Source organism: Streptomyces sp. NPDC001100, assembly GCF_053598575.1.
The window spans coordinates 1-21,951 of record NZ_JBSFKO010000019.1 but is presented as its reverse complement, the minus strand read 5'-3'; the positions used below and the strand labels follow the sequence as shown (position 1 = coordinate 21,951).

The window sequence follows — 21,951 nt, the reverse complement described above, 5'->3', positions numbered from 1 at the left end:
CCCCTAGGGGTTTCGGAGAGCTGCCGCGTCCGCGTGTCATACCCCAGGTGTACGCGGAGTTGGCTCCCGGGTCTGACGCTTATCCCTCGCGGATTTGGTCAGATGGAGAACACGGAAATCACCACTCCTCACCGATTCGGGTGAGAATGGCGGCACAGGGTGATGGGGGCACCTCCCGGTTCGAGCGAAGTCGAGAACTGGGGGAGCGCAGAGGACGGACTGGCCGCCGCCGACGACGGAGGTAAGGCAGACATGGCACCGTACGAAACCGACGACAGCACGGACACCGGAGAGGTCGACGAGCTCCGGGCCGGGCGGCGCAGGGCGGCGCGGTACATCGTCCCGGTCACCGTGGTGGGGGTGGCGGCGGCGACCATCGGACTGGTCCCCGCGCTCGCCGACTCCGGCGACCCGAATCTCCCGAAGATCACCGCACAGCAGCTCCTCGACAAGGTCGCCAAGTCGGACGTCCAGCAGCTGTCCGGCACGGTGAAGATCAGCACGGACCTGGGCCTGCCCGACCTCGGCGGCCTGGAGAGCAGCCTGATGTCCGGCGCCACGAAGTCCGGCGACGGCTCCTCCGCCGATCCCACCGCCAAGCTCACCGAGCTGGCCACCGGCAGCCACACCCTGCGCGTCGCGGCCGACGGCCCCGACAAGCAGAAGGTCTCCCTCCTGGAGAACGCGGCGGAGTACAGCCTCATCCACAACGGCAAGGATGTCTGGGGCTACGACAGTCAGTCGAACGAGGTCTTCCACGCCACGACCTCCGCCGACACGTCCAAGGGCGACGAGACCCGGGCCACGCCCAAGGGCCTCACCGACGAGGCGCTGAAGTCGGTCGACTCGACCACCTCGGTCACCGTCGACGGCACCGAGCACGTCGCGGGCCGCGACGCCTACAAGCTGCTGATCAAGCCCAAGCAGTCCGGCACGACGGTCGGCACCATCAGTGTCGCGGTCGACGCGAAGACCGGCCTGCCGCTCAAGTTCACGCTCACCCCGGCGAGCGGCGGCGCGGCCGTCGTCGACGTCGGCTTCACCCAGCTCAGCCTCGCCAAGCCGGCCGCCTCCACCTTCGACTTCAAGACCCCCAAGGGCGCGAAGGTCACCACGGAGGACAGTCCGGCGAAGGCCACCCCGGACCACTCCGCCCCGTTCGGCAAGGACGACAAGACGAACAAGGCGGACAAGGGGCTCGGCAAGAGCGCCGACGATCCCACGGTCATCGGCAAGGGCTGGAACTCCATCGCCGTCTTCGAGACCGGCGGCCAGGGGATCCCGACCGGCTCCTCGTCCGGCGGCGGCGACCTCGGCGGCTTCCTCAGCTCGCTCGGTGACCAGGTCAAGGGCTCCTTCGGCTCGGGCACGGTCTACTCGACCCGGCTGATCAACGCCCTGGTCACCGACGACGGCAAGGTCTACGTCGGCGCGGTCACCAAGAGCGCGCTGGTGAAGGCGGCCGACGCGGCGAAGTAGGCAAGTACCTTGTGGAGCACGGGAATCGAGGGAGCCGATGGACGAACCGTCCGCTGAGCAGACGGAACAGGCGGACGCGGGCGGCGGCATCATCGCCACCCGCGGCCTCACCAAGCGCTTCCGCGGCGGACAGCTCGCCGTGGACGGTCTGGACCTGACCGTCCCGGCGGGCAGCGTCTTCGGCTTCCTCGGCCCCAACGGCTCCGGCAAGACCACCACCATCCGCATGTTGATGGGCCTGATCGAACCCACCTCCGGCACGGCCCGCGTCCTGGGCCGCCCCATGCCGAGATCCGTCCGCACGGTCCTGCCGCAGGTCGGCGCCCTGATCGAGGGCCCCGCCCTGTACGGCTTCCTCTCCGGCCGCGACAACCTCCTGCGCTACGACGCCGCCGACCCGACCGCCGACCCGCGCACCCGGCGGACCCGCGTCGCCGCCGCGCTCGACCGGGTCGGTCTGACGGCGGCCTCCGGCAAGAAGGCCAAGGCCTACTCCCTGGGCATGAAGCAGCGCCTCGGCCTCGCCTCCGCACTGCTCCAGCCCCGCAAGCTGCTCGTGCTGGACGAGCCGACCAACGGCCTCGACCCGCAGGGCATGCGGGAAATCCGTTCCCTGATCCGGGAGTTGGCCTCCGACGGTACGACGGTCTTCCTCTCCTCCCACCTCCTGGACGAGATCGAGCAGGTCTGCACCCACGCGGCCGTGATGGCCCAGGGCAAGCTGATCACCCAGGGCTCGGTGACCGACCTGGCGGCCGGGACCAGGGGGCGGCTGTTCGTGGCGACCCCCGACATCGGCGACGCGGCCCGGGTGCTGAAGGAACAGGGACTGGCCGACGTGGTCGTGGCCGAGGAGCGGGTGACGGCGGAGCCGCCGGACCGTGAACTGGCCGAGGTGAACAAGGCGTTGGTGACCGCCGGGGTCCGCGTCCGCGGCTTCGGCGTCGAACGGGCCTCCCTGGAGGACGCGTTCGTGGCGCTCACGGGGGAGGGCTTCGATGTCGCAGGCTGAAGTGCTGCGCAGAGTCAGCCCGTTGTGGACCTTCGGACTGCTGCGCAGCGAGCTGGTGACCACGTTCCGCCGCTGGCGCACCCTCGCCCTGCTCGGCGTCCTGGCCGCCGTGCCGATCCTCGTCGGCATCGCGGTCAAGCTGGAGACGCAGGACGGATCGGGGCCCGGGCGCGGAGACGGCGGCGGAGGACCGGCGTTCATCGCGCAGATCACCAACAACGGCCTGTTCCTGGTGTTCACGGCACTGGCCGCGACCCTCCCCTTCTTCCTCCCCATGGCCATCGGGGTCGTCGCGGGCGACGCGATCGCCGGCGAGGCCGGCGGCGGCACCCTGCGCTACCTCCTCGTCGCCCCGGCGGGCCGCACCCGCCTGCTGCTCACCAAGTACGCGACGGTGATGACGTTCTGCCTGGTCGCCACCCTCGTGGTGGCGCTCTCGGCGCTCACGGTCGGGGCGCTGCTCTTCCCACTCGGCGACCTGACGACGATCTCCGGCACCCAGATCAGCTTCGCGGACGGTCTCGGCCGGGCCCTGCTGATCGCGCTGGTGGTCGCCGCCTCCCTCATCGGCGTAGCGGCCCTGGGGCTCTTCGTCTCGACGATGACGAGCAGCGGCATCGCGGCCATGGCGACGACCGTGGGCCTGCTGATCACCGTCCAGATCCTCGACCAGATCCCCCAACTGCACGCGCTCCAGCCGTACTTCTTCTCCCACTACTGGCTGTCCTTCGCCGACCTCATGCGCGACCCGGTCTACTGGGACGACCTGGTGAAGAACCTCGGCCTCCAGGTGCTGTACGCGGCGGTGTTCGGCTCGGCGGCGTGGGCGAGGTTCACGGCGAAGGACATCACGGCGTAGGACGCCCGGTCGGATTCCGGTCAGATTCCGGTCTCGTGCGGGAAGCGGGCCGGAGCAGGATCCCGCGCGAAGAACGTCTTCGCCCGGGCCAGCGCCCGCTCGTCCTTCAGTACGTCACCCCGGTCGCTGCCGTTGCCCAGCAGGACCCCGCCGAAGCGCATCCTCAGGTACGCGGCCGAGTTGTTGAGCGTGCCGACCAGCGGATCGGCGACCACCTCTTCCTCCCCGGCGAGCACGGAGACGCCCCACAGGGTGCGGCCGGCCATCGTCGCCCTGAAGTCGGCGCCGGGAACCCGCAGCCAGCCGGACCAGTAGTCCAGGTAGCGCTTGGTGAGGCCGGACAGGGAGTACCAGTAGACCGGCGAGGCGATCACGATGTCCGTCGCGGCGAGGGTGGCGTCGAGGAGCCGTGTGACGTTGTCGTCGGTGGGCGCCTGGACGGGGCCGTCGTGCCGGAGGTCCACGAAGTCGGGGAGCGGGTGCTCGGCGAGGCGTATCCACTCCTGCTCCACGTCAGGGGGCAGCTGCTCGGCGGCCCGGCGGGCGAGCAGTTCGGTGTTGCCGTCGCCGCGGGCACTGCCCAGGACGAAGAGGAAACGGCGGGTCATGGGTCCCCCAGGGATAGTCGGCGCGCGGGCGTTATAGCCGTATGCATTATATGCGTGCGCAATTACTTGTCTATGGGGCGGCGAGGGGCGGCGAGGGTCGACGGGGCGGCGAGGGCGGCGAGGGGCGACGGGGACCGACGGGGGGCGACGGGGGGCGACGGGAGTCGACAGGAGGGGACCGACGGGGGATCGAAGGGAGTCGACGGGGGCGACAAGGGATCGATGGGGATCGACGGGGGCGACAGGGGGTCGACGGGGTCGATCGGGGCGCGGGTGTCAGCGAGGGCGTCGATCGGACCCCGTGAGCCGGACCAGTGCCTCGGTCTCGCGGGGCGGCTCACCGCTCGGGTCGCCCAGCCGCCAGGCCGGTACCCAGGGCACCCGGTACACGTCGATCACCGACTCGATCGCCCTGACGTGCGCGGCGAGCTCGCGCGGCAGCCGCCCCGGTGCGTCCGCGACCAGGACCACCGCGTCGAGGTCCAGCCCGGCCGGTGCCGCACCGCGCCGGAACGCCTCCACGGCCCGCGAGACGGACGCCAGCCCGGCCGCGTGCGTACGGGCTACGAACAGCACCGACGGCGGGTCCTCGGGCCCGGGCCAGTCGCGTCCGCAGTCCTGGCCGCCGTAGACCGCAGTGAGGGTGGTGACGCCGGCGCCGCCGTGGGTGGCGACCCAGGAGAAGCGGCGCGGGGAGGCGGGGATACTGGAGACGTGCCCGGGCGCCGCAGGTGTGCCCGCGCGTGGACCGTCGTCCACCGGTCCGCGGAGCCAGATCTCAGGCCCCCGCCGTCCACCTGTCTGCATGACCGAGCTCCTCCCTCGTGGCCCCGCCGGATCCTCACGGTCTCCGAACGGGCGCGACGGGTCCGGGAACTCCTGGGACGAGGCTGTGACGTCGCGGTGACCTGAGAACCGGAAGGGGACGGCGAGACTCAACAGTACGCGTACGAACGGATCTTGACGCTGGGGAGCGCCGGCCGGCTCCCCGGCGCATGCGAGTGAGGGAACCGATGTCTCGACTCAGCCGCGAGAAGAAGCGGGAACAGAAGCGAGCGGCACGCTCGGCACCCGCGGCGTCACCCTTCGAGGTACGCGTCCCCGTGGACGGCCCGGGCGCGGGCGGCGCGTCGATCGGTGGCGTGCCGGTCACCGTGCCACCGGGCGAGGAGATCCAGCAGGTGGTCCTGACCCACCTCCACCGCATCGCCACGGCCACCGGCCACCCCGTCCACGCCACGATCCACGACGACCGCATCGGTTACGTCGTCCCCCTCCAGATGGACCTGGACGGCTCCACGCACTTCACGGCGGAGCCGCGGGCGACGGGGGGCACGGGCGGTACGGGCGGTACGGCGCGGGTGGGCGAGATCGCGGCGGCGCCCTCGGGTACCGGCGCCCCGGCGGGCTTTCCACCGCCGCAGCCGGCACTCCCGCCGGTCCTTCCGCCCGCGCCCGCAGCGGTCGTAGCAGCGGAACCGCACCCGGAACCGCACCCGGAACCGCACCCGGAACCGCACCCGGAACCGGAGCGGGCGCCCGGGGACCGCCTTCCGGGTGTCGACCCGGCGACGCATCGGCTGCGGGCGGTGCACGTGCCGGAACCGGAGAGAGGGGCGACGGGGCAGGTGGTCCCGACGTTCCCGTTGCGGGCGGTGCCCGAGTCTGCGGGGGAGACCGCGCCGACGTTCCCCCTGCCCGCCGTACCGGAGTCGGCGCGGACCGGCACACCGCTCGGCTCGGTCCAGCCCCCGACGGGGCAGTTCGGCCCGCCGCCGAACATGGACGCTCCGCCGCGGGCCGTGGACGCCCTTCCGCCGAACATGGACGCTCCGCCGCGGGCCAACGCTCTTCCGCCGGGCAGGGATGTCCCGCCTGTCGCGGACACCCCGCCGCTCACTCCGGAGCGCCTCCCCTTCACCCCCGAACGCGCCCCCGACCCCGCCCCCCTCCCCACCTCCGCACCCAGCTTCAACCCCGCCCCAGTACCCGCACCCGCCCCCGCTCCCGCCCCCATCCCCGACCTGGTGCTCACCGCGCCCGAACCGGATCCCAAGCCGACGCCCGCCCGTGGGTTCGACGCGGTGGCCGAGGCCGTGCTGGGGGACGATCCGTTGGTGACCGCCGGCGAGGGTGTCGCGTTTCTCGCGGAGCCGATGGCGCTGATCAACGAGGCCGTGAAGGCGGGTCGGATCGACGAGGCGGCGGGACTGGCGGAGCGGACCGTGGACGAGGCGGCCGGCGCCCTCGGGCCCGACCACTCCGAAGTGCTGCGGCTGCGTGAACTCACCGCCTACATCGCCTACTTGGCCGGTGACCCGGTCCGTTCCTTCCACCTCTCCCTCGACCTCGCCGGCATCCGCCACCGCGCCCACGACGCGGAGGGCGCCTACGGCAACGTCCAGAGCGCGGCCACCGCCTGGCGCGCCGTACGCGACCCCGGGCAGGGACTGTCCCTCGGCCGCGCCCTGATCGACCTGTGGACCGAACTCGCCACCGAGGACGGCCCCGCCGTCGACGACATCGAGCAACTGGAGTCCGCCCGCGCCCGCATGGGCCGCCTCACCGAACGCGCCCGCCGCACCACCGACTGAACCCCGCCGCGGGAAAGGCTGCAAGAAGGAGCTGCAAGAAGGAGCTGCGGGAAAGGCTGTGCGAAGGGCTGCGGGAGGGGGCCTACGACACGCAGAACTCGTTGCCCTCCGGGTCCGCCATCACCACCCACGCGCCGGCGGGCTCCGACACCTGGCGCAGCACGCTCGCGCCCAGCCCCGTCAGCCGTGCCACCTCCGCCTCCCGCCGTCCTTCCCCCGGATGCAGATCGATGTGCAGCCGGTTCTTGACGGTCTTCGCCTCCGGCACCCGCTGGAACAGCAGCCGCCGGCCGAGCCCGGTGCCGCGCTCCTTGTCGTACGGGTCCTCGGGATGCCGTACGGCCATCAGGTCGCGGAAGGCCGGGCGGCCGTGGAACTCGACCGTCGCGGCGGCGGGCAACGCGCCCAGCTCCAGGAGCCGTTCGACGAGCGCGCTGTTGTCCTCGGCCTCGTAGTGCAGCGCGGCGGCCCAGAAGTCCGCCTGCGCGTGCGGGTCGGCGGCGTCGACGACGAGCTTCCAGTGGACCGGGGCGGGGGTGCCTGTCGGCTCGGGAGTCTGTGTCATGCCATCCACTGTGGCACCCGGCACTGACAGTCGCCGCCGACCGGACGCGCCCGCTGCGCCCGCCGGACTACGCCTCGACCGTGTCCACGGGGTTCGTGTCCGGAGCCGGGCCCTTGTCCCGTAGGACTACGACTGTTGCCGCCGCCGCTGCCGCCCTGCCCCTCCGGGACGAGCGCCACGCGTCCGTCGTCAGCAGGACGAGGGCCAGCCACACCAGTGCGAAGCCCGCCCAGCGTGCGGGTGGCATGGACTCGTGGAAGTAGAGGATGCCGAGCAGGAACTGGAACACCGGGGCCAGGTACTGGAGCAGCCCCAGCGTCGACAACGGCACCCGGATCGCCGCCGCGCCGAAGCACACGAGAGGGAGTGCGGTGACGATGCCGGTGGAGGCGAGCAGCGCGGCGTGCCCGGCGCCCTCCTGCGCGAACGTCGCCCCGCCGTGCGCGCCCAGCCACAGCAGATAGCCGAGCGCGGGCAGGAACTGGATCGCGGTCTCCGCGGCCAGCGACTCGATGCCGCCGAGGTTGACCTTCTTCTTCACCAGTCCGTAGGTCGCGAAGGAGAAGGCGAGGCAGAGGGAGATCCAGGGCGGCTGCCCGTAGCCGACGGTCAGCACGATCACGGCGGCGAGGCCGACGCCGACCGCGGCCCACTGCGCCGGGCGCAGCCGTTCCTTCAGGAGCAGGACGCCGATCGCGATGGTGACGAGGGGGTTGATGAAGTAGCCGAGCGAGGCCTCGACGACATGGCCGCTGTTCACGGCCCAGATGTAGACGCCCCAGTTGACGGTGATGAAGCCCGCGGCGATCGCGACGAGCCCCACCTTGCGAGGCTGGCGCAGCAGTTCGCCGATCCAGGCCCAGCGCCGGACCACGAGGAGCGCCACGACGACGAAGGCGAGCGACCACACCATCCGGTGGGCGAGGATCTCGGCGGCGCCGGCCGGTTTGAGCAGCGGCCAGAACAGCGGGACCAGTCCCCACATGCCGTATGCCGCGAAGCCGTTCAGCAGTCCTATGTGGTGCTGTTCGCCCTTCGGCCTCCCGCTCGGCTTCCCGCTCACGGGCCCCTCCTTCGCGCGCCTCGCCCCGGCTGCGTCGGTGCAACCTGCACGAAGGTAGCGCCGAGCGCCCCCGTCTGTCATGCCCGTATCGCCATACGGTCATGACAGGCGGAGGCGCTTCCGTGTGTGAGCGGTGTCAGCCCTTGAGCGCGAGCGCGATCGACTCGGCGATCGGCGTGGTCGGACGGCCGGAGAGCCGGGACAGGTCACCGCTCGCTACGACCAGTTCGCCCTTCTCGATGGAGGCGTCGACACCGGCGAGGATCGCGGCGAACGGCTCGGGCAGCCCGGCGCCGGTGAGGATGCCGACGAGGACCTCGCCGGGGACGTTGTTGTGGGCGATCTCCTTGCCGGTCTGCCGGCTCAGCTCGGCCGCGTACTCGGCGAAGCCCCAGGCCTCGTCGCCGCCCAGTTCGTACGTCTGGTTCTCGTGGCCCTCGCCGGTCAGTACGGCGACGGCGGCAGCGGCGTAGTCGGCGCGGGAGGCGGAGGAGACCCGGCCGTCACCGGCGGCGTTCACGACGGCGCCGTGCTCCAGGACCGGGGCCAGCTGCTCGGTGTAGTTCTCGTTGTACCAGCCGTTGCGCAGCAGGGTGTACGGCAGACCGGAGGCGAGCAGCGCCTCCTCGGTGCCGCGGTGGTCGTCGGCCAGGGCGGCGGTGAGGGTGCCGGGGGCGCTGGTGTAGGCGAGGAGCGCCACGCCGGCGGCCTTGGCGGCGTCGATGACGATCTTGTGCTGTCCGACGCGGCCCTTGTCGAACTCGTTGCCGGAGATCAGCAGCACCTTGTCGCCGGCGGCGAAGACGGAGTCGAAGGTCTCGGGGGAGTTGTAGTCCGCGACCGCGATCTTCACGCCGCGATCGGCGAAGTCGGCGGCCTTCTCCGGGGTGCGCACGACGGCGGTGACCTGGTCGGCCGGAACCTTCTCCAGCAGCTGCTCCACTACGTGACGGCCGAGGTGTCCGGTGGCTCCGGTGACGACGATGCTCATGATGCCAACTCCTTGTGGGGTGCGATGGCACTAACCATATGAGGTGCGCTAACTCTGGGAAAGTACACACTTTGAAGTAAGGTACTTCCATGACGGTAAGCAGCGAGGTGGCGGACAAGGGCAGGTATGTCGCGGGCGAGGGGATGTGCCCGTACCGCCTGGTCCTGGAACACGTGACATCCCGCTGGGGCGTCCTCGTCCTCATCGAACTCCTCGACCGCCCCTACCGCTTCAGCGAACTCCGCCGGGCGGTCGGGCAGGTGCGGCAGGTCAGCGAGAAGATGCTGGCGCAGACACTCCAGACCCTGGAGCGGGACGGCTTGGTCCACCGCGACGCCAAGCCGGTGATCCCGCCGCGGGTCGACTACTCCCTGACCGACCTGGGCCGCGAAGCGGCGGAACAGGTGCGGGGGCTGGCGCTGTGGACGGAGGCGCGGATGGGGGAGGTGGAGAAGGCGCGGGAGGCCTACGACGAGGCGAAGGGGCGGGGCTGAGCAGCGCGGATGCCTCCGGCGCAGGAATGCGGCGGGCGCTCGCCGGGCACACACATGTCAGGGCGCCGGTTGACATGAGCGGTACGTCCATCCATGCGCCCCCTCTCCGCCTCTCACGCTGTCTTGAATCGCCGGGCATGCTGGGGTGGGGCGCTGTGCCCAACCGCCCGCTGGTCATCGTCCCGCCCGCGAGATCGTCGACCGGCGAGTGGACGCCTATTCGGGGGTTCGCATTGGCCAGACAGAATTCGGACGCGCGAGGAATCGGTTCTGCAGGACGGTCGAGGGTTGGCCGGACACGTGTCCCTTTTCCGCGTCAGGCCTGGCGACGCCGCCAGGAAGAACTGGCCTTGCACCTTCTGGTCGAAGTCACCCGACTCGCCGACGAAATCCGCAACGCCAACCTGATTCAGCTGCATCGCATTACGGCGGCCCAGGTCGATCACGCGATGGCGGATCCCGCTCTGGCGTCGGCGATGAGCACGCTTGAGGGCCTGTCGGACAGCAAGCGGCGGCAGGTGCTGTTCGTCAACCGCGAGTACAGCGCGACCATGCTGGGACAGCGCATCGGCGCCTACGGGTGGGCTGAAATGATCGGGTACTTACGGGTTCTGGCGCGGAATCAGGTGTTCAAGGAGTACTGGGCGATGACCGCCGAGCACCGCCGCAGTCTGTTGGGGGAGTCGCATGAGGCGAGGGTCGGCAAGGCGGTTGACCTCATCATGGAGGAGCTCGCCGAGGATCCGGACGAGTGGTGGGTAGTCGGGTTGTCCGACGAGAGCTGACGTGGTGTCACGAGACCTGATCTGGTGTCACATTCCATTGCGGTGAACTGGTGGGACACGAGGGGTACCATTCATCGGACGTGTCCTACGTCTCATCGGAGGGCCGGGCCTCATGTGTGCCTGGCCCTGGAACAGGGTCTCCGTGCACACCGAATTCCCTCGCGTTAGTGTTGTCCGCCGGCTCGGCGATTCCCCTCGGCAGCGAGGGAGTATGAATGGTGAAACCTGCCCTGACCTCTTCGAGTTGACCGACGGCACCTTCGCCGTGATTGGCACCGACCGCACCGAAGAACTCGACGCCCTCCTCCCCGCCGACGCCGCCCGCGCCGACTACGAGCGCATCGTCGTCATCACCCGCGACACTCTCCTGAGAGCCAAGCGGGACATCCCCGACGCGTGACGTGAACGGAGAAGAGGGCCTGGGCAGCACGCCCAGGCCCTCACGTTTTAGTGGGACGAACCGTCAGCCCACCACCGTCCAGGTGTCCCCGCCGGCAAGAAGCGCAGCCAAGTCACCCTTCCCGTTCTGCACGATCGCGGAATCGAGCTGGTCCGCCATCTGCGTGTCGTACACCGGCCGTTCCACGGACCGGAGGACACCGATCGGCGTGTGGTGCAGGGTGTCCGGGTCGGCCAGGCGGGACAGGGCGAAGGCTGTTGTCGGAGATGTCGCGTGGGCGTCGTGCACCAGGACCTGGGACTCGTTCTCCGGTGTCACGTCGATCACCTTCAGGTCACCCGTCGCCGCGTCCCGTACGACACCCCGCGCACCGTCCGCGCCGAACCGGATCGGCCGCCCGTGTTCGAGGCGGATCACCGCCTCCTCGGCCTGTTGGCGGTCTTTCAGGGCGTCGAAGGCGCCGTCGTTGAAGATGTTGCAGTTCTGGTAGATCTCGACGAGCGCCGTGCCGGGGTGGGCGGCGGCCTCGCGCAGGACCTGGGTGAGGTGTTTGCGGTCCGAGTCGATCGTGCGGGCCACGAAGGACGCCTCCGCGCCGATGGCCAGGGACACCGGGTTGAAGGGGGCGTCCAGGGAGCCCATGGGCGTCGACTTCGTGATCTTTCCGACCTCCGAGGTCGGCGAGTACTGGCCCTTCGTCAGGCCGTAGATCCGGTTGTTGAAGAGGAGGATCTTCAGGTTGACGTTACGGCGCAGTGCGTGGATCAGATGGTTGCCGCCGATCGAGAGGGCGTCGCCGTCGCCCGTGACCACCCAGACGCTCAAGTCCCGCCTGGACGAGGCGAGTCCGGTCGCGATGGCGGGCGCGCGGCCGTGGATGGAGTGCATGCCGTACGTGTTCATGTAGTACGGGAAGCGGGAGGAGCAGCCGATGCCGGAGACGAAGACGACGTTCTCCTTGGCCAGGCCCAGTTCCGGCATGAAACCCTGCACCGCCGCGAGGATCGCGTAGTCACCGCAGCCGGGGCACCAGCGCACTTCCTGATCGGACTTGAAGTCCTTCATGGACTGCACTGCCTCGGCCTTGGGGACGAGCGAAAGTGCCTCGATCGTGCCCGTGCCTTCCGTGGACGTCTCAGCCATCGATGGCCTCCTTGAGAGCCGTGGCGAGCTGCTCAGCCTTGAACGGCATTCCGTTGACCTGGTTGTACGAGTGCGCGTCGACCAGGTACTTCGCCCGGACCAGCGTGGCGAGCTGGCCGAGGTTCATCTCGGGGATCACCACTCTGTCGTAACGCTTCAGGACCGCGCCGAGATTCCGCGGGAAGGGGTTGAGGTGGCGCAGGTGCGCCTGGGCGATCGACTCGCCGGAGGCACGCAGGCGCCGTACCGCCGCCGTGATCGGGCCGAACGTCGAGCCCCAGCCGAGGACCAGCGTGCGCGCCTCGTGCGGGTCGTCGACGTCCAGATCCGGTACGTCGATGCCGTCGATCTTGGCCTGGCGGGTGCGGACCATGAAGTCGTGGTTGGCGGGGTCGTAGGAGATGTTGCCCGTGCCGTCCTGCTTCTCGATGCCGCCGATGCGGTGTTCGAGGCCGGGGGTGCCGGGGATCGCCCAGGGGCGGGCGAGGGTCTGCGGGTCGCGCTTGTAGGGCCAGAAGACCTCGGTGCCGTCGTCCAGGGTGTGGTTCGGGCCCTGGGCGAACTGGACCGTGAGGTCCGGGAGTTCGTCGATTTCCGGGATGCGCCATGGCTCGGAGCCGTTGGCCAGGTAGCCGTCCGAGAGGAGCATCACCGGGGTGCGGTAGGTGAGCGCGATCCGCGCGGCCTCGATCGCCGCGTCGAAGCAGTCGGCCGGGGTGCACGGGGCGACGATCGGGACCGGCGCCTCGCCGTTGCGCCCGAACATCGCCTGGAGCAGGTCGGCCTGTTCGGTCTTGGTCGGCAGGCCGGTGGAGGGTCCGCCGCGCTGGATGTCCAGGACGAGGAGCGGGAGTTCGAGGGAGACGGCGAGACCGATCGTCTCCGACTTCAGCGCCACCCCCGGGCCGGACGTGGTGGTGACGGCCAGCGAGCCGCCGAAGGCCGCGCCCAGGGCCGCGCCGATGCCGGCGATCTCGTCCTCGGCCTGGAAGGTCCGTACGCCGAAGTTCTTGTGCCTGCTGAGCTCGTGCAGGATGTCGGAGGCCGGGGTGATCGGGTACGAGCCCAGGAACAGGGGGAGGTCCGCCTGCCGGGACGCGGCGATCAAGCCGTAGGACAGGGCCAGGTTCCCGGAGATGTTGCGGTAGGTGCCGGTCGGGAACGCGGTGGCGGCCGGGGCGACCTCGTAGGAGACCGCGAAGTCCTCCGTCGTCTCGCCGAAGTTCCAACCCGCCCTGAACGCGGCGATGTTGGCCGCCGCGATCTCCGGCTTCTTGGCGAACTTGGACTTGAGGAACTTCTCCGTGCCCTCGGTCGGCCGGTGGTACATCCACGACAGCAGGCCCAGCGCGAACATGTTCTTGCTGCGCTCGGCCTCCTTGCGGGTCAGGCCGAAGTCCTTGAGCGCCTCCACGGTGAGGGTGGTGAGGGGGACGGGATGGAGGCTGTAGCCGTCCAGCGAGCCGTCGTCGAGGGGCGAGGCGGAGTAACCCACCTTCTGCAGCGCCCGTTTGGTGAACTCGTCCGTGTTGACGATGATCTCCGCACCGCGCGGAACGTCACCGATGTTCGCCTTCAGGGCGGCCGGGTTCATCGCGACCAGCACGTTGGGCGCGTCGCCCGGGGTCAGGATGTCGTGGTCGGCGAAATGCAGCTGGAACGACGAAACCCCCGGCAGGGTGCCTGCGGGGGCGCGGATCTCGGCCGGGAAGTTCGGCAGTGTGGAGAGGTCGTTTCCGAAGGACGCCGTCTCCGAGGTGAAGCGGTCACCGGTGAGCTGCATACCGTCACCCGAGTCACCGGCGAACCGGATGATGACCCGGTCCAGGCGGTGGACGTCCTTCACCCCCGCCGGTTTGCGTTGCTCCCCGACCAACGTGCTGTCGGCTCCGTCGGCCTGTTCCGCTGGGCTACTGACCTGGCTGGTCACTGAACTGGACCTCCTCTTCGAGGACGCTGTCCGGGCATGGTCGAACCGCCGACCCTCCCAGGATCAACCCTACGTCCGTAAGGGTCGCCTTCCTTGGGCCGTTCGCATGGTGGACACTGTTTTGAGACGGCTTGACAACCTGACTTGTCATGATTTCTCGCCCCCCGGCGCTTCCCTTGAAGACGCTCCTCATGCATTGTCCGGTTCTCGACCCGACTGGTGGCTGATGTCTGACACCGTGTCAGTTTGTCAGGAGTTGAGGTAGGTGAGGACGGCCAGAACACGCCGGTGATCCCCGTCACTCGGCGACAGCCCCAGCTTCAGGAAGATGTTGCTGACGTGCTTCTCGACCGCGCCGTCGCTCACCACCAGCTGCCGGGCTATCGCGGAGTTCGTCCGCCCCTCCGCCATCAGCCCCAGCACCTCCCGCTCCCGCGGGGTGAGCCGCACCAGCACGTCCTGCTTGCGGCTGCGCCCCAGCAACTGCGCGACCACCTCCGGGTCCAGCGCCGTACCCCCCGAGGCCACCCGCACCACCGCGTCGACGAACTCCCGTACCTCGGCCACCCGGTCCTTCAGCAGATAGCCCACGCCATGGGTGGAACCGGCCAGCAGTTCGGTGGCGTAGCGCTCCTCCACGTACTGCGACAGCACCAGCACACCGAGACCGGGATGCGCCTTGCGCAGCTCCACGGCCGCCCGTACGCCCTCGTCCGTGTGGGTCGGCGGCATCCGCACATCGGCCACGACCACGTCCGGCAGCGCGCCCTGGTCGGCCAGCTCGGTGATCGTCTTGACCAGCGCGTCCCCGTCGCCCACCCCGGCCACCACGTCGTGCCCGCGGTCGGTCAGCAACCGGGTCAGGCCCTCCCTCAGCAGCACCGAGTCCTCGGCGATGACCACCCGCACTCTGTCCTCCACGATGTTCGGCCCCCCATAGCCCGCCCTGCCCGTCCGCGCCCTGTTCGCGTCCGTCCGCACGACAAGTCCAGCATTCCAGTATTCGGACCGCGGTGCGCCCGGGCGAGCGGAATTCGGACCGGGGCACCCCGGACGGCCGGAACGACATGCCTTCGGACGGCCGGAACTCACGCCTTCGGACGGCCGGAACAGGGACAGGAGATCGCAGGTTTCGGCTCTCCGCACGACCCGGTCCCGATCACCGGGCGCCGGGCACTCGACACGGAGGGATGGGCCCATGCGGGCGAGCGCGTTCAAGGAGACCGGCGGACCGGAGGTACTGCGCGCCTCGTGGACCTCCCCGACCCCGTGCCGGGCCCCGGCGAGCTCCTGATCCGCGTCGCCTACGCAGGCGTCCACTACGGCGAGATACAGCACCGCCTCGGCGACTTCGGCGAACCCGACGGCGAGACCGTCACGGGCCTGGAGGCCTCCGGCCGGGTGGCGGCGCTCAGCGAGGGCGTGACGGGAGTGACGGTCGGCGACACGGTGACGGCGTACCTCCCGGACGGCGGGGGCTACGCGGAGTACGCGGTGGCTCGGGCGGCGTTCGCATTCCCGCTGGGGGGCGGCCTTGATGGCGGTACTGGCGACTCCGACCGGCGGGCGGGCGGCCTCGACCTGCGTACGGCCGGGGGTGCCGCGCTCGTTCTGACGACGGCCTACGGTGTGCTGGTCGGCGCGGCCCGGATCGTGCCCGGCCACACGGTCCTCGTCCACGCGGCGGCGGGCGGTGTCGGCGGTGCGGCGGCGCAGCTCGCCCGGGCGCTGGGGGCCACCGCGGTCTACGGCACCGTCGGCACCCCGGAGAAGGCGGAGTACGCCCGCCGCTCCTTCGGCTACGACGAGGTCTTCGTCCGCGAGGGCTTCCCCGAGGCGGTCCTCGCGGCCACCTCGGGCCGGGGCGTCGACATCGTCCTCGACCCGGTCGGCGGCCCCACCCGGCTGGCGAGCTTCGAGGTCCCGGCCCCCTTCGGCCGCCTCGCGGTCTACGGCGAAGCGGGCCGCCACCCCGACCTCCAGCTCCCCGTCCTCCCGATCAGGAAGAACAACCGCACCCTCACCGGCTACAACATCGGCGACCGCACCCTCACTGGCTACAACATCGGCGACCTCGCCCGCCGCGCCCCGGCGACGGTGCGCGCCCACGCGCTCGGCGCCCTGGCACGGGCCGCCTCCGGTGCCGTACGGATCGATGTCACGGAGGAGTACCCGCTGGCGGACGCGGCGGAGGCGCACCGGCTGCCGGGGGAGGGGCGGAACCGGGGGAAGGTGGTGCTGGCGGTGGGCGATCCGGCGTAGACGAGTGCCGTGGGCCCGGAGACATCCCGGGGCCACGGCACGTTCGTGGTCGGCGCTCAGCCCCGCCAGGGCAGCTCCGCCGTGATCCTCGTCGGGCCGCCCGGCGGTGAGTCGACCACCAGGATCCCGTCCACCGCGTCCAGCCGCCCGGCGAGACCGGCGAGCCCCGAACCGCCGGAGGCGTCCGCGCCGCCCACCCCGTTGTCCACGACCTGGAGCATCAGCCGGTTCTCCACCCGCCACACGTCGACCGCCGCCCAGGTGGCCTTCGCGTGCTTGCTGATGTTCTGCAGCAGCTCGGAGACGGTGAAATACGCGATGCCCTCGATCGCGGCGGCCGGCCGCGACGGCAGGTCCACGTCCACCTTCACCGGCACCGTGCAGCGCGAGGCGACCGAGGACAGGGCCGCGTCGAGCCCGCGGTCGGTGAGTACTGCGGGGTGGATCCCGCGGGCCAGGTCCCGCAGCTCCTGCAACGCCGTCTTCACCTCGCCGTGCGCCTCGCCCACCATCCGCGCCGCGGCCTGCGGGTCCTCCGTCAGCTTCTCCTTCGCCAGCCCCAGATCCATGGCCAGCGCCACCAGCCGGGCCTGCGCCCCGTCGTGCAGGTCGCGCTCGATCCGCCGCAGATCCGCCGCCGCCGTGTCGACCACGACACCCCGGTCCGACTCCAGCTCCACGACCCGTGTCGCCAGGGTCGACGGTCCGAGGAGCCCGTGCACCAGCAGCCGGTCCACCATCGTCAGCGCCCGCACGATCCACGGGGCGGCCAGCGTGAACAGCAGTCCCACCAGTGCAGTCACGGTGATCTCGAAGGGGTTGTCCAGATAGATCCGGTGGTGCTCGTCGCCGTAGAGCTGAAGGCCGCCCCCACCGCCGTACATCGGGAAGAGCCAGAACCACAGCGGGTACGTCAGCAGGGCCCAGCCGTAGGCCCAGAAGTTGAGGGCTACGACGAAGGAGAAGACCGCCCACGGGAAGTGCAGCACCGCGTACAGGAGATGGCGCCAGGACGTGCCACTCTTGAGGACGGCGCCGATCCAGGCCAGCGGGCCGTTCTTCTTCATGCGCAGCGGCTCGGGGTCGGCGACGTCCAGGTCGAGCAGCCGGCGGGCCCGCGCCCGCTCCAGCGCGCCGAAGCCGCGGCAGCCGGCCAGGGCGCCCGCCAGGACCGGTACGCCGAGGAAGGTGATCAGCAGGCCCGCGCCCAGCGCGACCATCGTGACCGCGTAGGTGAAGAGCATGATGCTGATCGGCAGGCTCAGCAGTACGTAGCCGAACTCGCGCCAGCTGCGCGCCTCCAGGGGCGCGCGCAGCGCGGCCGGCAGCCGGCGCCGGCGCCGCTCGTCGAGGTCGAGCGTGCCGTGCGGTCCGTACCCCTGTCCGTACCCCTGCCCGTACTCCGTGGCCATCGGCGTAGTCCTGTCCTGTTCGTCCGCCTGCTCGCGCAGTCGGGTGGTTTCCGCAGCCGTGCTGTCGTATCTCCACACTGCTCGGTCGCAGGTCCACGGGCCATGGAGTCCGTCGGCGTCCTCGGAGGGGGGTTTTCCCTACCCCCTGCCCGGTTCGGAGGTGCGGGGGCGCCAGGGCAACTCCGCGGTGACCGTCGTGGGGCCGCCGGGCGGGGAGTCGAGGACGAACAGGCCGTCCACGGCGCCCAGTCGGTCGGCGAGACCGCGCATGCCCGTGCCGCCGTCCAGGCGTGCGCCGCCGCGGCCGTCGTCCCACACCTGGATCAGCAGCCGGTCGTCCGCCCGCCACACGTCCACCGACGCGGTACGGGCGCCACTGTGCTTGCTGATGTTCTGCAGCAGCTCGGACACGGTGAAGTAGGCGATCCCCTCGATCGCCGCCGCCGGACGCGCCCCCAGTTCGGCCGTCACCTTCACCGGCACCGTGCAGCGCGAGGCGACCGAGGACAGGGCCGCGTCGAGCCCGCGGTCGGTGAGTACTGCGGGGTGGATCCCGCGGGCCAGGTCCCGCAGTTCCTGCAGCGCGAGTTTCACCTCGCCGTGCGCCTCGTCGACCATCGCGGCAACGTGCTCGTCCGCCTGCCCCTCCAGCAGCTTCTCCTTGGCCAGCCCGAGCCCCATGGCCAGATTCACCAGCCGGGCCTGCGCCCCGTCGTGCAGATCGCGTTCGATCCGCCGCAGATCCGCCGCCGCCGTGTCGACCACGACACCCCGGTCCGACTCCAACTCGGCGATACGGCGCTCCAGTTCGTCGGAGGGGGACAGGAGACCGCGCACCATCGCCCGGTCCACGTTCGTCAACCCCCGCGCGATGAACGGCAGCACAGGCCACAGCACGAACAAGGAGGTCAGCGTGATCGTGAAGGTGGCGATGCCCCACGGCAGCCGCATCCCGTCGTACAGCACCGTCCGCCAGCCCACCGGGTCCTTCAGCGCCATCCACACCCGCTGCAGCAGCCCGCCGCCCTTGCGCAACGGCAACGGGCTCGGCTCCTCGATCCGCACCCCGAGCAGCCGCCGGGCCCGGCCCCGCTCGAACTTCCCGACCAGCCGCGCGCCCATCAACCCCAGCGCGAGCAGCGGGAACCCGACCACGGTGATGGTCAGCCCGCCACTGACGGACAGCATCGTCACCACATAGACGAAGCCGAACACCGACACCGGCAGATTCGTCAGGAGATGCGCGATCTCCTTCCAGGTGTGTCTGTCGTAGGCGAAACGGGCCGGCGGCAACGGCTCGTCGAGCTTGTCGCCACCGGAGGCCGCCGGGTCGGCGTAGGGGATGCGTACGGTCATATGGGCCAGCGTGCCGCGCGAGCGGCCCCGGCGCCATGAGGTCCGCCGCCCCGGTTCCCGGGGGAAAACCCCACCATCGCCTCCATCTCATCATTCCGACCGGATCTCAAGCCCCGACGGGCTGCTTACCGCCCCTTTAACAGGGCCTAGACTCCCGTGCGTACACATCGTCGAACACAGAGTTCACATGGGTCACCGGGGCATCGGAGCGGGCCTGCAGCGGGCCTGTGGGGAACGGGCCTGCAGCGGGCCCATGGGGAAGAGGAGGGGTCGGACTTGCGGGAGATGGTGCAGGGGACCTTGCCGGACGGTTTGCCGGCGACCTCGCCGGTCGCCCTCCGGGAACCGGCCGTGGTCGTCGCGGCGGACTACTTCCATTCCTACTCCGTCGTGGGCCTGCTCACCGTCGTCGGCGTCCTCTTCGTCGCCGTGGCCTTCGGCGCCGGCCGCCTGCTGCGCCCGGTCGTCCCCACCCCTGAGAAACTCCTCACCTACGAGTGCGGCGTCGACCCCGTCGGTGAGGGCTGGGCCCACACCCAAGTCCGGTACTACGTCTACGCGTTCCTCTACGTCATCTTCGCCGTCGACTCGATCTTCCTCTTCCCCTGGGCCACGGTCTTCGCCGCCCCGGGCTACGGCGCGACCACCCTCGTCGAGATGTTCGTCTTCCTCGGCTTCCTCACCGTGGGCCTGCTGTACGCATACAAGAAGGGCGTCCTGACATGGACGTGAACCCCGAGCCCGTGCTGCTCCCGGAGCCGAAACGACTGGGCACCCTCGCCCGCCTCGCCCCCGAACCGATGAAGGTCGTCCTCAACTGGGGCCGCCGCTACTCCCTCTGGGTCTTCAACTTCGGCCTCGCCTGCTGCGCCATCGAGTTCATCGCCGCGTCCATGGCCCGCCACGACTTCATCCGCCTCGGCGTGATCCCCTTCGCCCCCGGCCCGCGCCAGGCCGACCTGATGGTCGTCTCCGGCACGGTCACCGACAAGATGGCCCCCGCCGTGAAACGCCTCTACGAGCAGATGCCCGAGCCCAAGTACGTCATCTCCTTCGGCGCGTGCAGCAACTGCGGCGGCCCCTACTGGGACTCCTACTCCGTCACCAAGGGCGTCGACCAGATCATCCCGGTCGACGTCTACGTCCCCGGCTGCCCGCCCCGCCCCGAAGCCCTGCTCCAGGGCATCCTCAAACTCCAGGAGAAGATCGCCCGGGAGTCGCTGGGGGAGCGGTACGGGTACGGGGCGTCGGGGGCGCGGCCTTCGACGGCGGCTTTGCAGAGCGGGTTGGTCGCGGCGCCGTCGCCGGCCCCGACGCCGTCGCCGGTGCCCGGCGGGAGTTCGGGTGAGGCTGAGGAGATTCCCTCCGGTTCCGGCTCGGACTCCGGTTCCGTCTCGGACTCTGGTTCCGGTTCCGGTTCGAACTCCAACTCCAACTCCAACTCCGGGTCGGGGGACGCCCGATGACCGCCGTCGGCTGGCTGCCGGCGCCCACCGAGGAACTCTTCGGTACGGAGGCCACGGCCGAGGAGTCCTACGAACTCCTCACGGTCGACGTACCGCCCACCACCTGGCTCGCCGCCCTGCGCACCGCCCGCGACGACCTCGGCTGCACCTACTTCGACTGGTTGAGCGCGGTCGACGAACCCGGCACCGGCTTCCGCGTCTCGGCCCACGTCGTGGCGCTGTCACCGGTACGCCGACTCCTCGTCCGTACGACGGTCCCGCACGAGGCCCCGGTACTCCCCACCGCCGTCGACGTCTACGCGGGCGCCGCCTGGCACGAACGCGAGACGCACGAGATGTTCGGCGTCGACTTCGAGGGCCACCCGGCACTGGACCACCTCCTTCTCCCGGAAACCTTCGAAGGCCACCCCCTCCGTAAGGACTTCGTCCTGGCGGCCCGCGTGGCCAAGGCCTGGCCCGGTGCAAAAGAACCGGGCGAGTCCGACCACGGCGGCCCCAAACGCCGCCAGATGCTCCCGCCGGGCGTCCCCGACCCGAACGAATGGGGCCCCCTGAAGGGCCAACTCCCGCCGGCCCCGGCCCGCCCCGCCCGAGGCGCTGCCCGAGCGGCGGGCGACCGTCCGACGCGAGGACAGGGCGGGGCAGGAGACCGCCCGGTACGTGCGGCCGCGGGGGAGCGACCGGCCCGGGCGGCGGGCGACCGTCCGGTACGAGCAGAGGGTGGGGCAGGCGACCGTCCGGTGCGAGGAACGGGTGCACCAGGTGACCGGCCGGCACGGCGTGCCCGCACGGCAGCGGACGGCTCGGCGAGTCAGGCCGCACCGGGCGGGAGTGAGGTGCCCGAGGCCGAGAAGGCGGCGCCTGCGCCGACGACAGCGCCAGAGGGTGCGGTGCCGTCGACCGAGGGTCAGGCGGCCGAGGGCACCTCTGTGGTGCCCTCGACCGAGAGCGGGCGCGGCCGTGCGGTGCCGTCGACCGGGCCACGCCGGGCGCGGAGCGCGAGCGAGGGTTCGGCGAGCCAGATCCGCGAGGCCGGGCCCGGGGCGGGGACTGGGACCGAGGCCGGGACTGGGACTGGGACTGAGGTCGGCGGGACCACGGCCGGGGAACCGGCCTCGGGAACCCCGGCCACACCGCGCCGCGCCCGTAGCGCATCGGAAGGCTCGGCGAGTCAACAACCGACGGGCACGGCAACCCCCCGACGGTCACGCAGCGCGAGCGACGGCTCAGCTTCGCAGCAGGGCCCGGCACCCGCACCGGAATCGGTACCGGCAGGGGAGGACACTCCCGCCCAGCCCCCCACCACACCCCGCAGCCCGGACGCACCGTGGCACCACGCCCGGCCCGCCTTCGACGAGCGGGCATCCCAGTCGGAGTCCGAGCCGAAGCCGGTGTCGGAGCCGGAGCCGGAGCTGCAGCAGAAGCCGCAGCCGGTGTCCGAGTCGGCCTCCACCACGAGGCCGTCCCACGGACCGTCAGCCGAAGCCGAAGCCGAAGCCGAAGCCGAAGCCGAAGCCGAAGCCGAAGCCGAA

General features: G+C 70.8%; 21 protein-coding genes. 11 read left to right on the top strand and 10 right to left on the bottom strand.

The features are described 5' to 3' along the window. Positions 1 to 252: 252 nt before the first annotated feature. The 3 genes from ACWDEW_RS26520 to ACWDEW_RS26510 are packed head-to-tail and all read left to right on the top strand — an operon-like array spanning position 253 to position 3,350. Positions 253 to 1,479 (top strand): LolA family protein, encoded by a 1,227-nt coding sequence (locus ACWDEW_RS26520; RefSeq protein ID WP_450515608.1) that lies wholly within the window; start codon positions 253 to 255, stop codon positions 1,477 to 1,479. A 37-nt stretch (positions 1,480 to 1,516) separates the two neighbouring features. Continuing rightward, complete coding sequence (locus ACWDEW_RS26515; RefSeq protein WP_450515606.1) at positions 1,517 to 2,491, top strand: ABC transporter ATP-binding protein; 975 nt, start codon at positions 1,517 to 1,519, stop codon at positions 2,489 to 2,491. Beyond that, positions 2,478 to 3,350, top strand: a complete 873-nt coding sequence (locus tag ACWDEW_RS26510) for an ABC transporter permease (protein ID WP_450515604.1) — start codon at positions 2,478 to 2,480, stop codon at positions 3,348 to 3,350. The genes ACWDEW_RS26515 and ACWDEW_RS26510 overlap by 14 nt, the downstream gene beginning before the upstream one ends. A 20-nt stretch (positions 3,351 to 3,370) precedes the next feature. Here ACWDEW_RS26510 and ACWDEW_RS26505 read toward each other — a convergent pair whose 3' ends face one another. After that, positions 3,371 to 3,958: a flavodoxin family protein gene (locus tag ACWDEW_RS26505; RefSeq protein ID WP_450515602.1), complete on the bottom strand. Its 588-nt coding sequence runs from the start codon at positions 3,956 to 3,958 to the stop codon at positions 3,371 to 3,373. Positions 3,959 to 4,234: 276 nt separating this feature from the next. Further along, positions 4,235 to 4,765 (bottom strand): DUF6668 family protein, encoded by a 531-nt coding sequence (locus ACWDEW_RS26500; RefSeq protein ID WP_450515600.1) that lies wholly within the window; start codon positions 4,763 to 4,765, stop codon positions 4,235 to 4,237. Positions 4,766 to 4,971: 206 nt separating this feature from the next. Here ACWDEW_RS26500 and ACWDEW_RS26495 point away from each other — a divergent pair, with 206 nt between their 5' ends. After that, positions 4,972 to 6,552 carry a tetratricopeptide repeat protein gene (locus tag ACWDEW_RS26495; protein WP_450515599.1) on the top strand — a complete coding sequence of 527 codons (1,581 nt, stop codon included), beginning with the start codon at positions 4,972 to 4,974 and terminating at the stop codon, positions 6,550 to 6,552. A gap of 82 nt (positions 6,553 to 6,634) precedes the next feature. Here ACWDEW_RS26495 and ACWDEW_RS26490 read toward each other — a convergent pair whose 3' ends face one another. The 3 genes from ACWDEW_RS26490 to ACWDEW_RS26480 form a co-directional block, all read right to left on the bottom strand. Next, on the bottom strand, positions 6,635 to 7,117 hold the full coding sequence (locus ACWDEW_RS26490; protein ID WP_450515597.1) for a VOC family protein: 483 nt from the start codon (positions 7,115 to 7,117) through the stop codon (positions 6,635 to 6,637). A 67-nt stretch (positions 7,118 to 7,184) separates the two neighbouring features. Next, the gene (gene rarD, locus ACWDEW_RS26485) at positions 7,185 to 8,102 is read right to left on the bottom strand and encodes an EamA family transporter RarD (protein ID WP_450515843.1); all 918 of its coding nucleotides are present in this window, start codon (positions 8,100 to 8,102) and stop codon (positions 7,185 to 7,187) included. A gap of 214 nt (positions 8,103 to 8,316) precedes the next feature. Further along, positions 8,317 to 9,171, bottom strand: a complete 855-nt coding sequence (locus ACWDEW_RS26480) for an SDR family oxidoreductase (RefSeq protein ID WP_450515596.1) — start codon at positions 9,169 to 9,171, stop codon at positions 8,317 to 8,319. Positions 9,172 to 9,260: 89 nt separating this feature from the next. Here ACWDEW_RS26480 and ACWDEW_RS26475 point away from each other — a divergent pair, with 89 nt between their 5' ends. From ACWDEW_RS26475 to ACWDEW_RS26465, 3 genes are all read left to right on the top strand, one after another. Continuing rightward, positions 9,261 to 9,665 (top strand): winged helix-turn-helix transcriptional regulator, encoded by a 405-nt coding sequence (locus ACWDEW_RS26475; protein WP_450515594.1) that lies wholly within the window; start codon positions 9,261 to 9,263, stop codon positions 9,663 to 9,665. Positions 9,666 to 10,015: 350 nt separating this feature from the next. Next, the gene (locus tag ACWDEW_RS26470; protein ID WP_450515592.1) at positions 10,016 to 10,450 is read left to right on the top strand and encodes a DUF6082 family protein; all 435 of its coding nucleotides are present in this window, start codon (positions 10,016 to 10,018) and stop codon (positions 10,448 to 10,450) included. A gap of 112 nt (positions 10,451 to 10,562) precedes the next feature. Further along, on the top strand, positions 10,563 to 10,850 hold the full coding sequence (locus ACWDEW_RS26465; protein WP_450515591.1) for a hypothetical protein: 288 nt from the start codon (positions 10,563 to 10,565) through the stop codon (positions 10,848 to 10,850). Positions 10,851 to 10,913: 63 nt separating this feature from the next. Here ACWDEW_RS26465 and ACWDEW_RS26460 read toward each other — a convergent pair whose 3' ends face one another. The 3 genes from ACWDEW_RS26460 to ACWDEW_RS26450 all read right to left on the bottom strand — a co-directional run bounded on the left by ACWDEW_RS26460 (position 10,914) and on the right by ACWDEW_RS26450 (position 14,832). Next, positions 10,914 to 11,993, bottom strand: a complete 1,080-nt coding sequence (locus ACWDEW_RS26460; RefSeq protein ID WP_450515589.1) for a 2-oxoacid:ferredoxin oxidoreductase subunit beta — start codon at positions 11,991 to 11,993, stop codon at positions 10,914 to 10,916. After that, on the bottom strand, positions 11,986 to 13,923 hold the full coding sequence (locus ACWDEW_RS26455) for a 2-oxoacid:acceptor oxidoreductase subunit alpha (RefSeq protein ID WP_450515588.1): 1,938 nt from the start codon (positions 13,921 to 13,923) through the stop codon (positions 11,986 to 11,988). The genes ACWDEW_RS26460 and ACWDEW_RS26455 overlap by 8 nt, the downstream gene beginning before the upstream one ends. Before the next feature lie 249 nt (positions 13,924 to 14,172). After that, a complete protein-coding gene (locus ACWDEW_RS26450; RefSeq protein WP_026179104.1) occupies positions 14,173 to 14,832 on the bottom strand; it encodes a response regulator transcription factor in 660 nt (219 codons plus the stop codon). A gap of 342 nt (positions 14,833 to 15,174) precedes the next feature. Between ACWDEW_RS26450 and ACWDEW_RS26445 the strand changes: the two genes are divergently transcribed. Beyond that, positions 15,175 to 16,185, top strand: coding sequence for a quinone oxidoreductase family protein (locus ACWDEW_RS26445; protein WP_450515587.1), 1,011 nt, complete (start codon positions 15,175 to 15,177; stop codon positions 16,183 to 16,185). 56 nt (positions 16,186 to 16,241) lie between these two features. Here the strand turns inward: ACWDEW_RS26445 and ACWDEW_RS26440 are convergent, their stop codons facing one another. Both ACWDEW_RS26440 and ACWDEW_RS26435 read right to left on the bottom strand, forming a co-directional pair. Next, entirely contained in the window at positions 16,242 to 17,597 is a 1,356-nt protein-coding gene (locus ACWDEW_RS26440; RefSeq protein WP_450515586.1) for a sensor histidine kinase, read from the bottom strand. Between the two features lie 138 nt (positions 17,598 to 17,735). Continuing rightward, the gene (locus tag ACWDEW_RS26435) at positions 17,736 to 18,953 is read right to left on the bottom strand and encodes a sensor histidine kinase (protein ID WP_450515585.1); all 1,218 of its coding nucleotides are present in this window, start codon (positions 18,951 to 18,953) and stop codon (positions 17,736 to 17,738) included. A gap of 285 nt (positions 18,954 to 19,238) precedes the next feature. Here ACWDEW_RS26435 and ACWDEW_RS26430 point away from each other — a divergent pair, with 285 nt between their 5' ends. From ACWDEW_RS26430 to ACWDEW_RS26420, 3 genes are all read left to right on the top strand, one after another. Further along, entirely contained in the window at positions 19,239 to 19,685 is a 447-nt protein-coding gene (locus tag ACWDEW_RS26430) for an NADH-quinone oxidoreductase subunit A (RefSeq protein WP_200716810.1), read from the top strand. Next, positions 19,676 to 20,419, top strand: coding sequence for an NADH-quinone oxidoreductase subunit B (locus tag ACWDEW_RS26425; protein WP_450515584.1), 744 nt, complete (start codon positions 19,676 to 19,678; stop codon positions 20,417 to 20,419). The genes ACWDEW_RS26430 and ACWDEW_RS26425 overlap by 10 nt, the downstream gene beginning before the upstream one ends. Next, a partial coding sequence (locus ACWDEW_RS26420; RefSeq protein WP_450515583.1) for an NADH-quinone oxidoreductase subunit C occupies positions 20,416 to 21,951 on the top strand: 1,536 nt, incomplete at its 3' end. The genes ACWDEW_RS26425 and ACWDEW_RS26420, both read left to right, overlap by 4 nt.

What these genes read in the sequence shown, in the direction of transcription:
- ACWDEW_RS26520 (WP_450515608.1), top strand. Translation starts at nt 253, where the DNA reads ATGGCACCGTACGAAACCGACGACAGCACGGACACCGGAGAGGTCGAC.
- ACWDEW_RS26515 (WP_450515606.1), top strand. Translation starts at nt 1,517, where the DNA reads ATGGACGAACCGTCCGCTGAGCAGACGGAACAGGCGGACGCGGGCGGC.
- ACWDEW_RS26510 (WP_450515604.1), top strand. Translation starts at nt 2,478, where the DNA reads ATGTCGCAGGCTGAAGTGCTGCGCAGAGTCAGCCCGTTGTGGACCTTC.
- ACWDEW_RS26505 (WP_450515602.1), bottom strand. Translation starts at nt 3,958, where the DNA reads ATGACCCGCCGTTTCCTCTTCGTCCTGGGCAGTGCCCGCGGCGACGGC.
- ACWDEW_RS26500 (WP_450515600.1), bottom strand. Translation starts at nt 4,765, where the DNA reads ATGCAGACAGGTGGACGGCGGGGGCCTGAGATCTGGCTCCGCGGACCG.
- ACWDEW_RS26495 (WP_450515599.1), top strand. Translation starts at nt 4,972, where the DNA reads ATGTCTCGACTCAGCCGCGAGAAGAAGCGGGAACAGAAGCGAGCGGCA.
- ACWDEW_RS26490 (WP_450515597.1), bottom strand. Translation starts at nt 7,117, where the DNA reads ATGACACAGACTCCCGAGCCGACAGGCACCCCCGCCCCGGTCCACTGG.
- rarD (WP_450515843.1), bottom strand. Translation starts at nt 8,102, where the DNA reads ATGTGGGGACTGGTCCCGCTGTTCTGGCCGCTGCTCAAACCGGCCGGC.
- ACWDEW_RS26480 (WP_450515596.1), bottom strand. Translation starts at nt 9,171, where the DNA reads ATGAGCATCGTCGTCACCGGAGCCACCGGACACCTCGGCCGTCACGTA.
- ACWDEW_RS26475 (WP_450515594.1), top strand. Translation starts at nt 9,261, where the DNA reads ATGACGGTAAGCAGCGAGGTGGCGGACAAGGGCAGGTATGTCGCGGGC.
- ACWDEW_RS26465 (WP_450515591.1), top strand. Translation starts at nt 10,563, where the DNA reads ATGTGTGCCTGGCCCTGGAACAGGGTCTCCGTGCACACCGAATTCCCT.
- ACWDEW_RS26460 (WP_450515589.1), bottom strand. Translation starts at nt 11,993, where the DNA reads ATGGCTGAGACGTCCACGGAAGGCACGGGCACGATCGAGGCACTTTCG.
- ACWDEW_RS26440 (WP_450515586.1), bottom strand. Translation starts at nt 17,597, where the DNA reads ATGGCCACGGAGTACGGGCAGGGGTACGGACAGGGGTACGGACCGCAC.
- ACWDEW_RS26435 (WP_450515585.1), bottom strand. Translation starts at nt 18,953, where the DNA reads ATGACCGTACGCATCCCCTACGCCGACCCGGCGGCCTCCGGTGGCGAC.
- ACWDEW_RS26430 (WP_200716810.1), top strand. Translation starts at nt 19,239, where the DNA reads ATGGTGCAGGGGACCTTGCCGGACGGTTTGCCGGCGACCTCGCCGGTC.
- ACWDEW_RS26425 (WP_450515584.1), top strand. Translation starts at nt 19,676, where the DNA reads ATGGACGTGAACCCCGAGCCCGTGCTGCTCCCGGAGCCGAAACGACTG.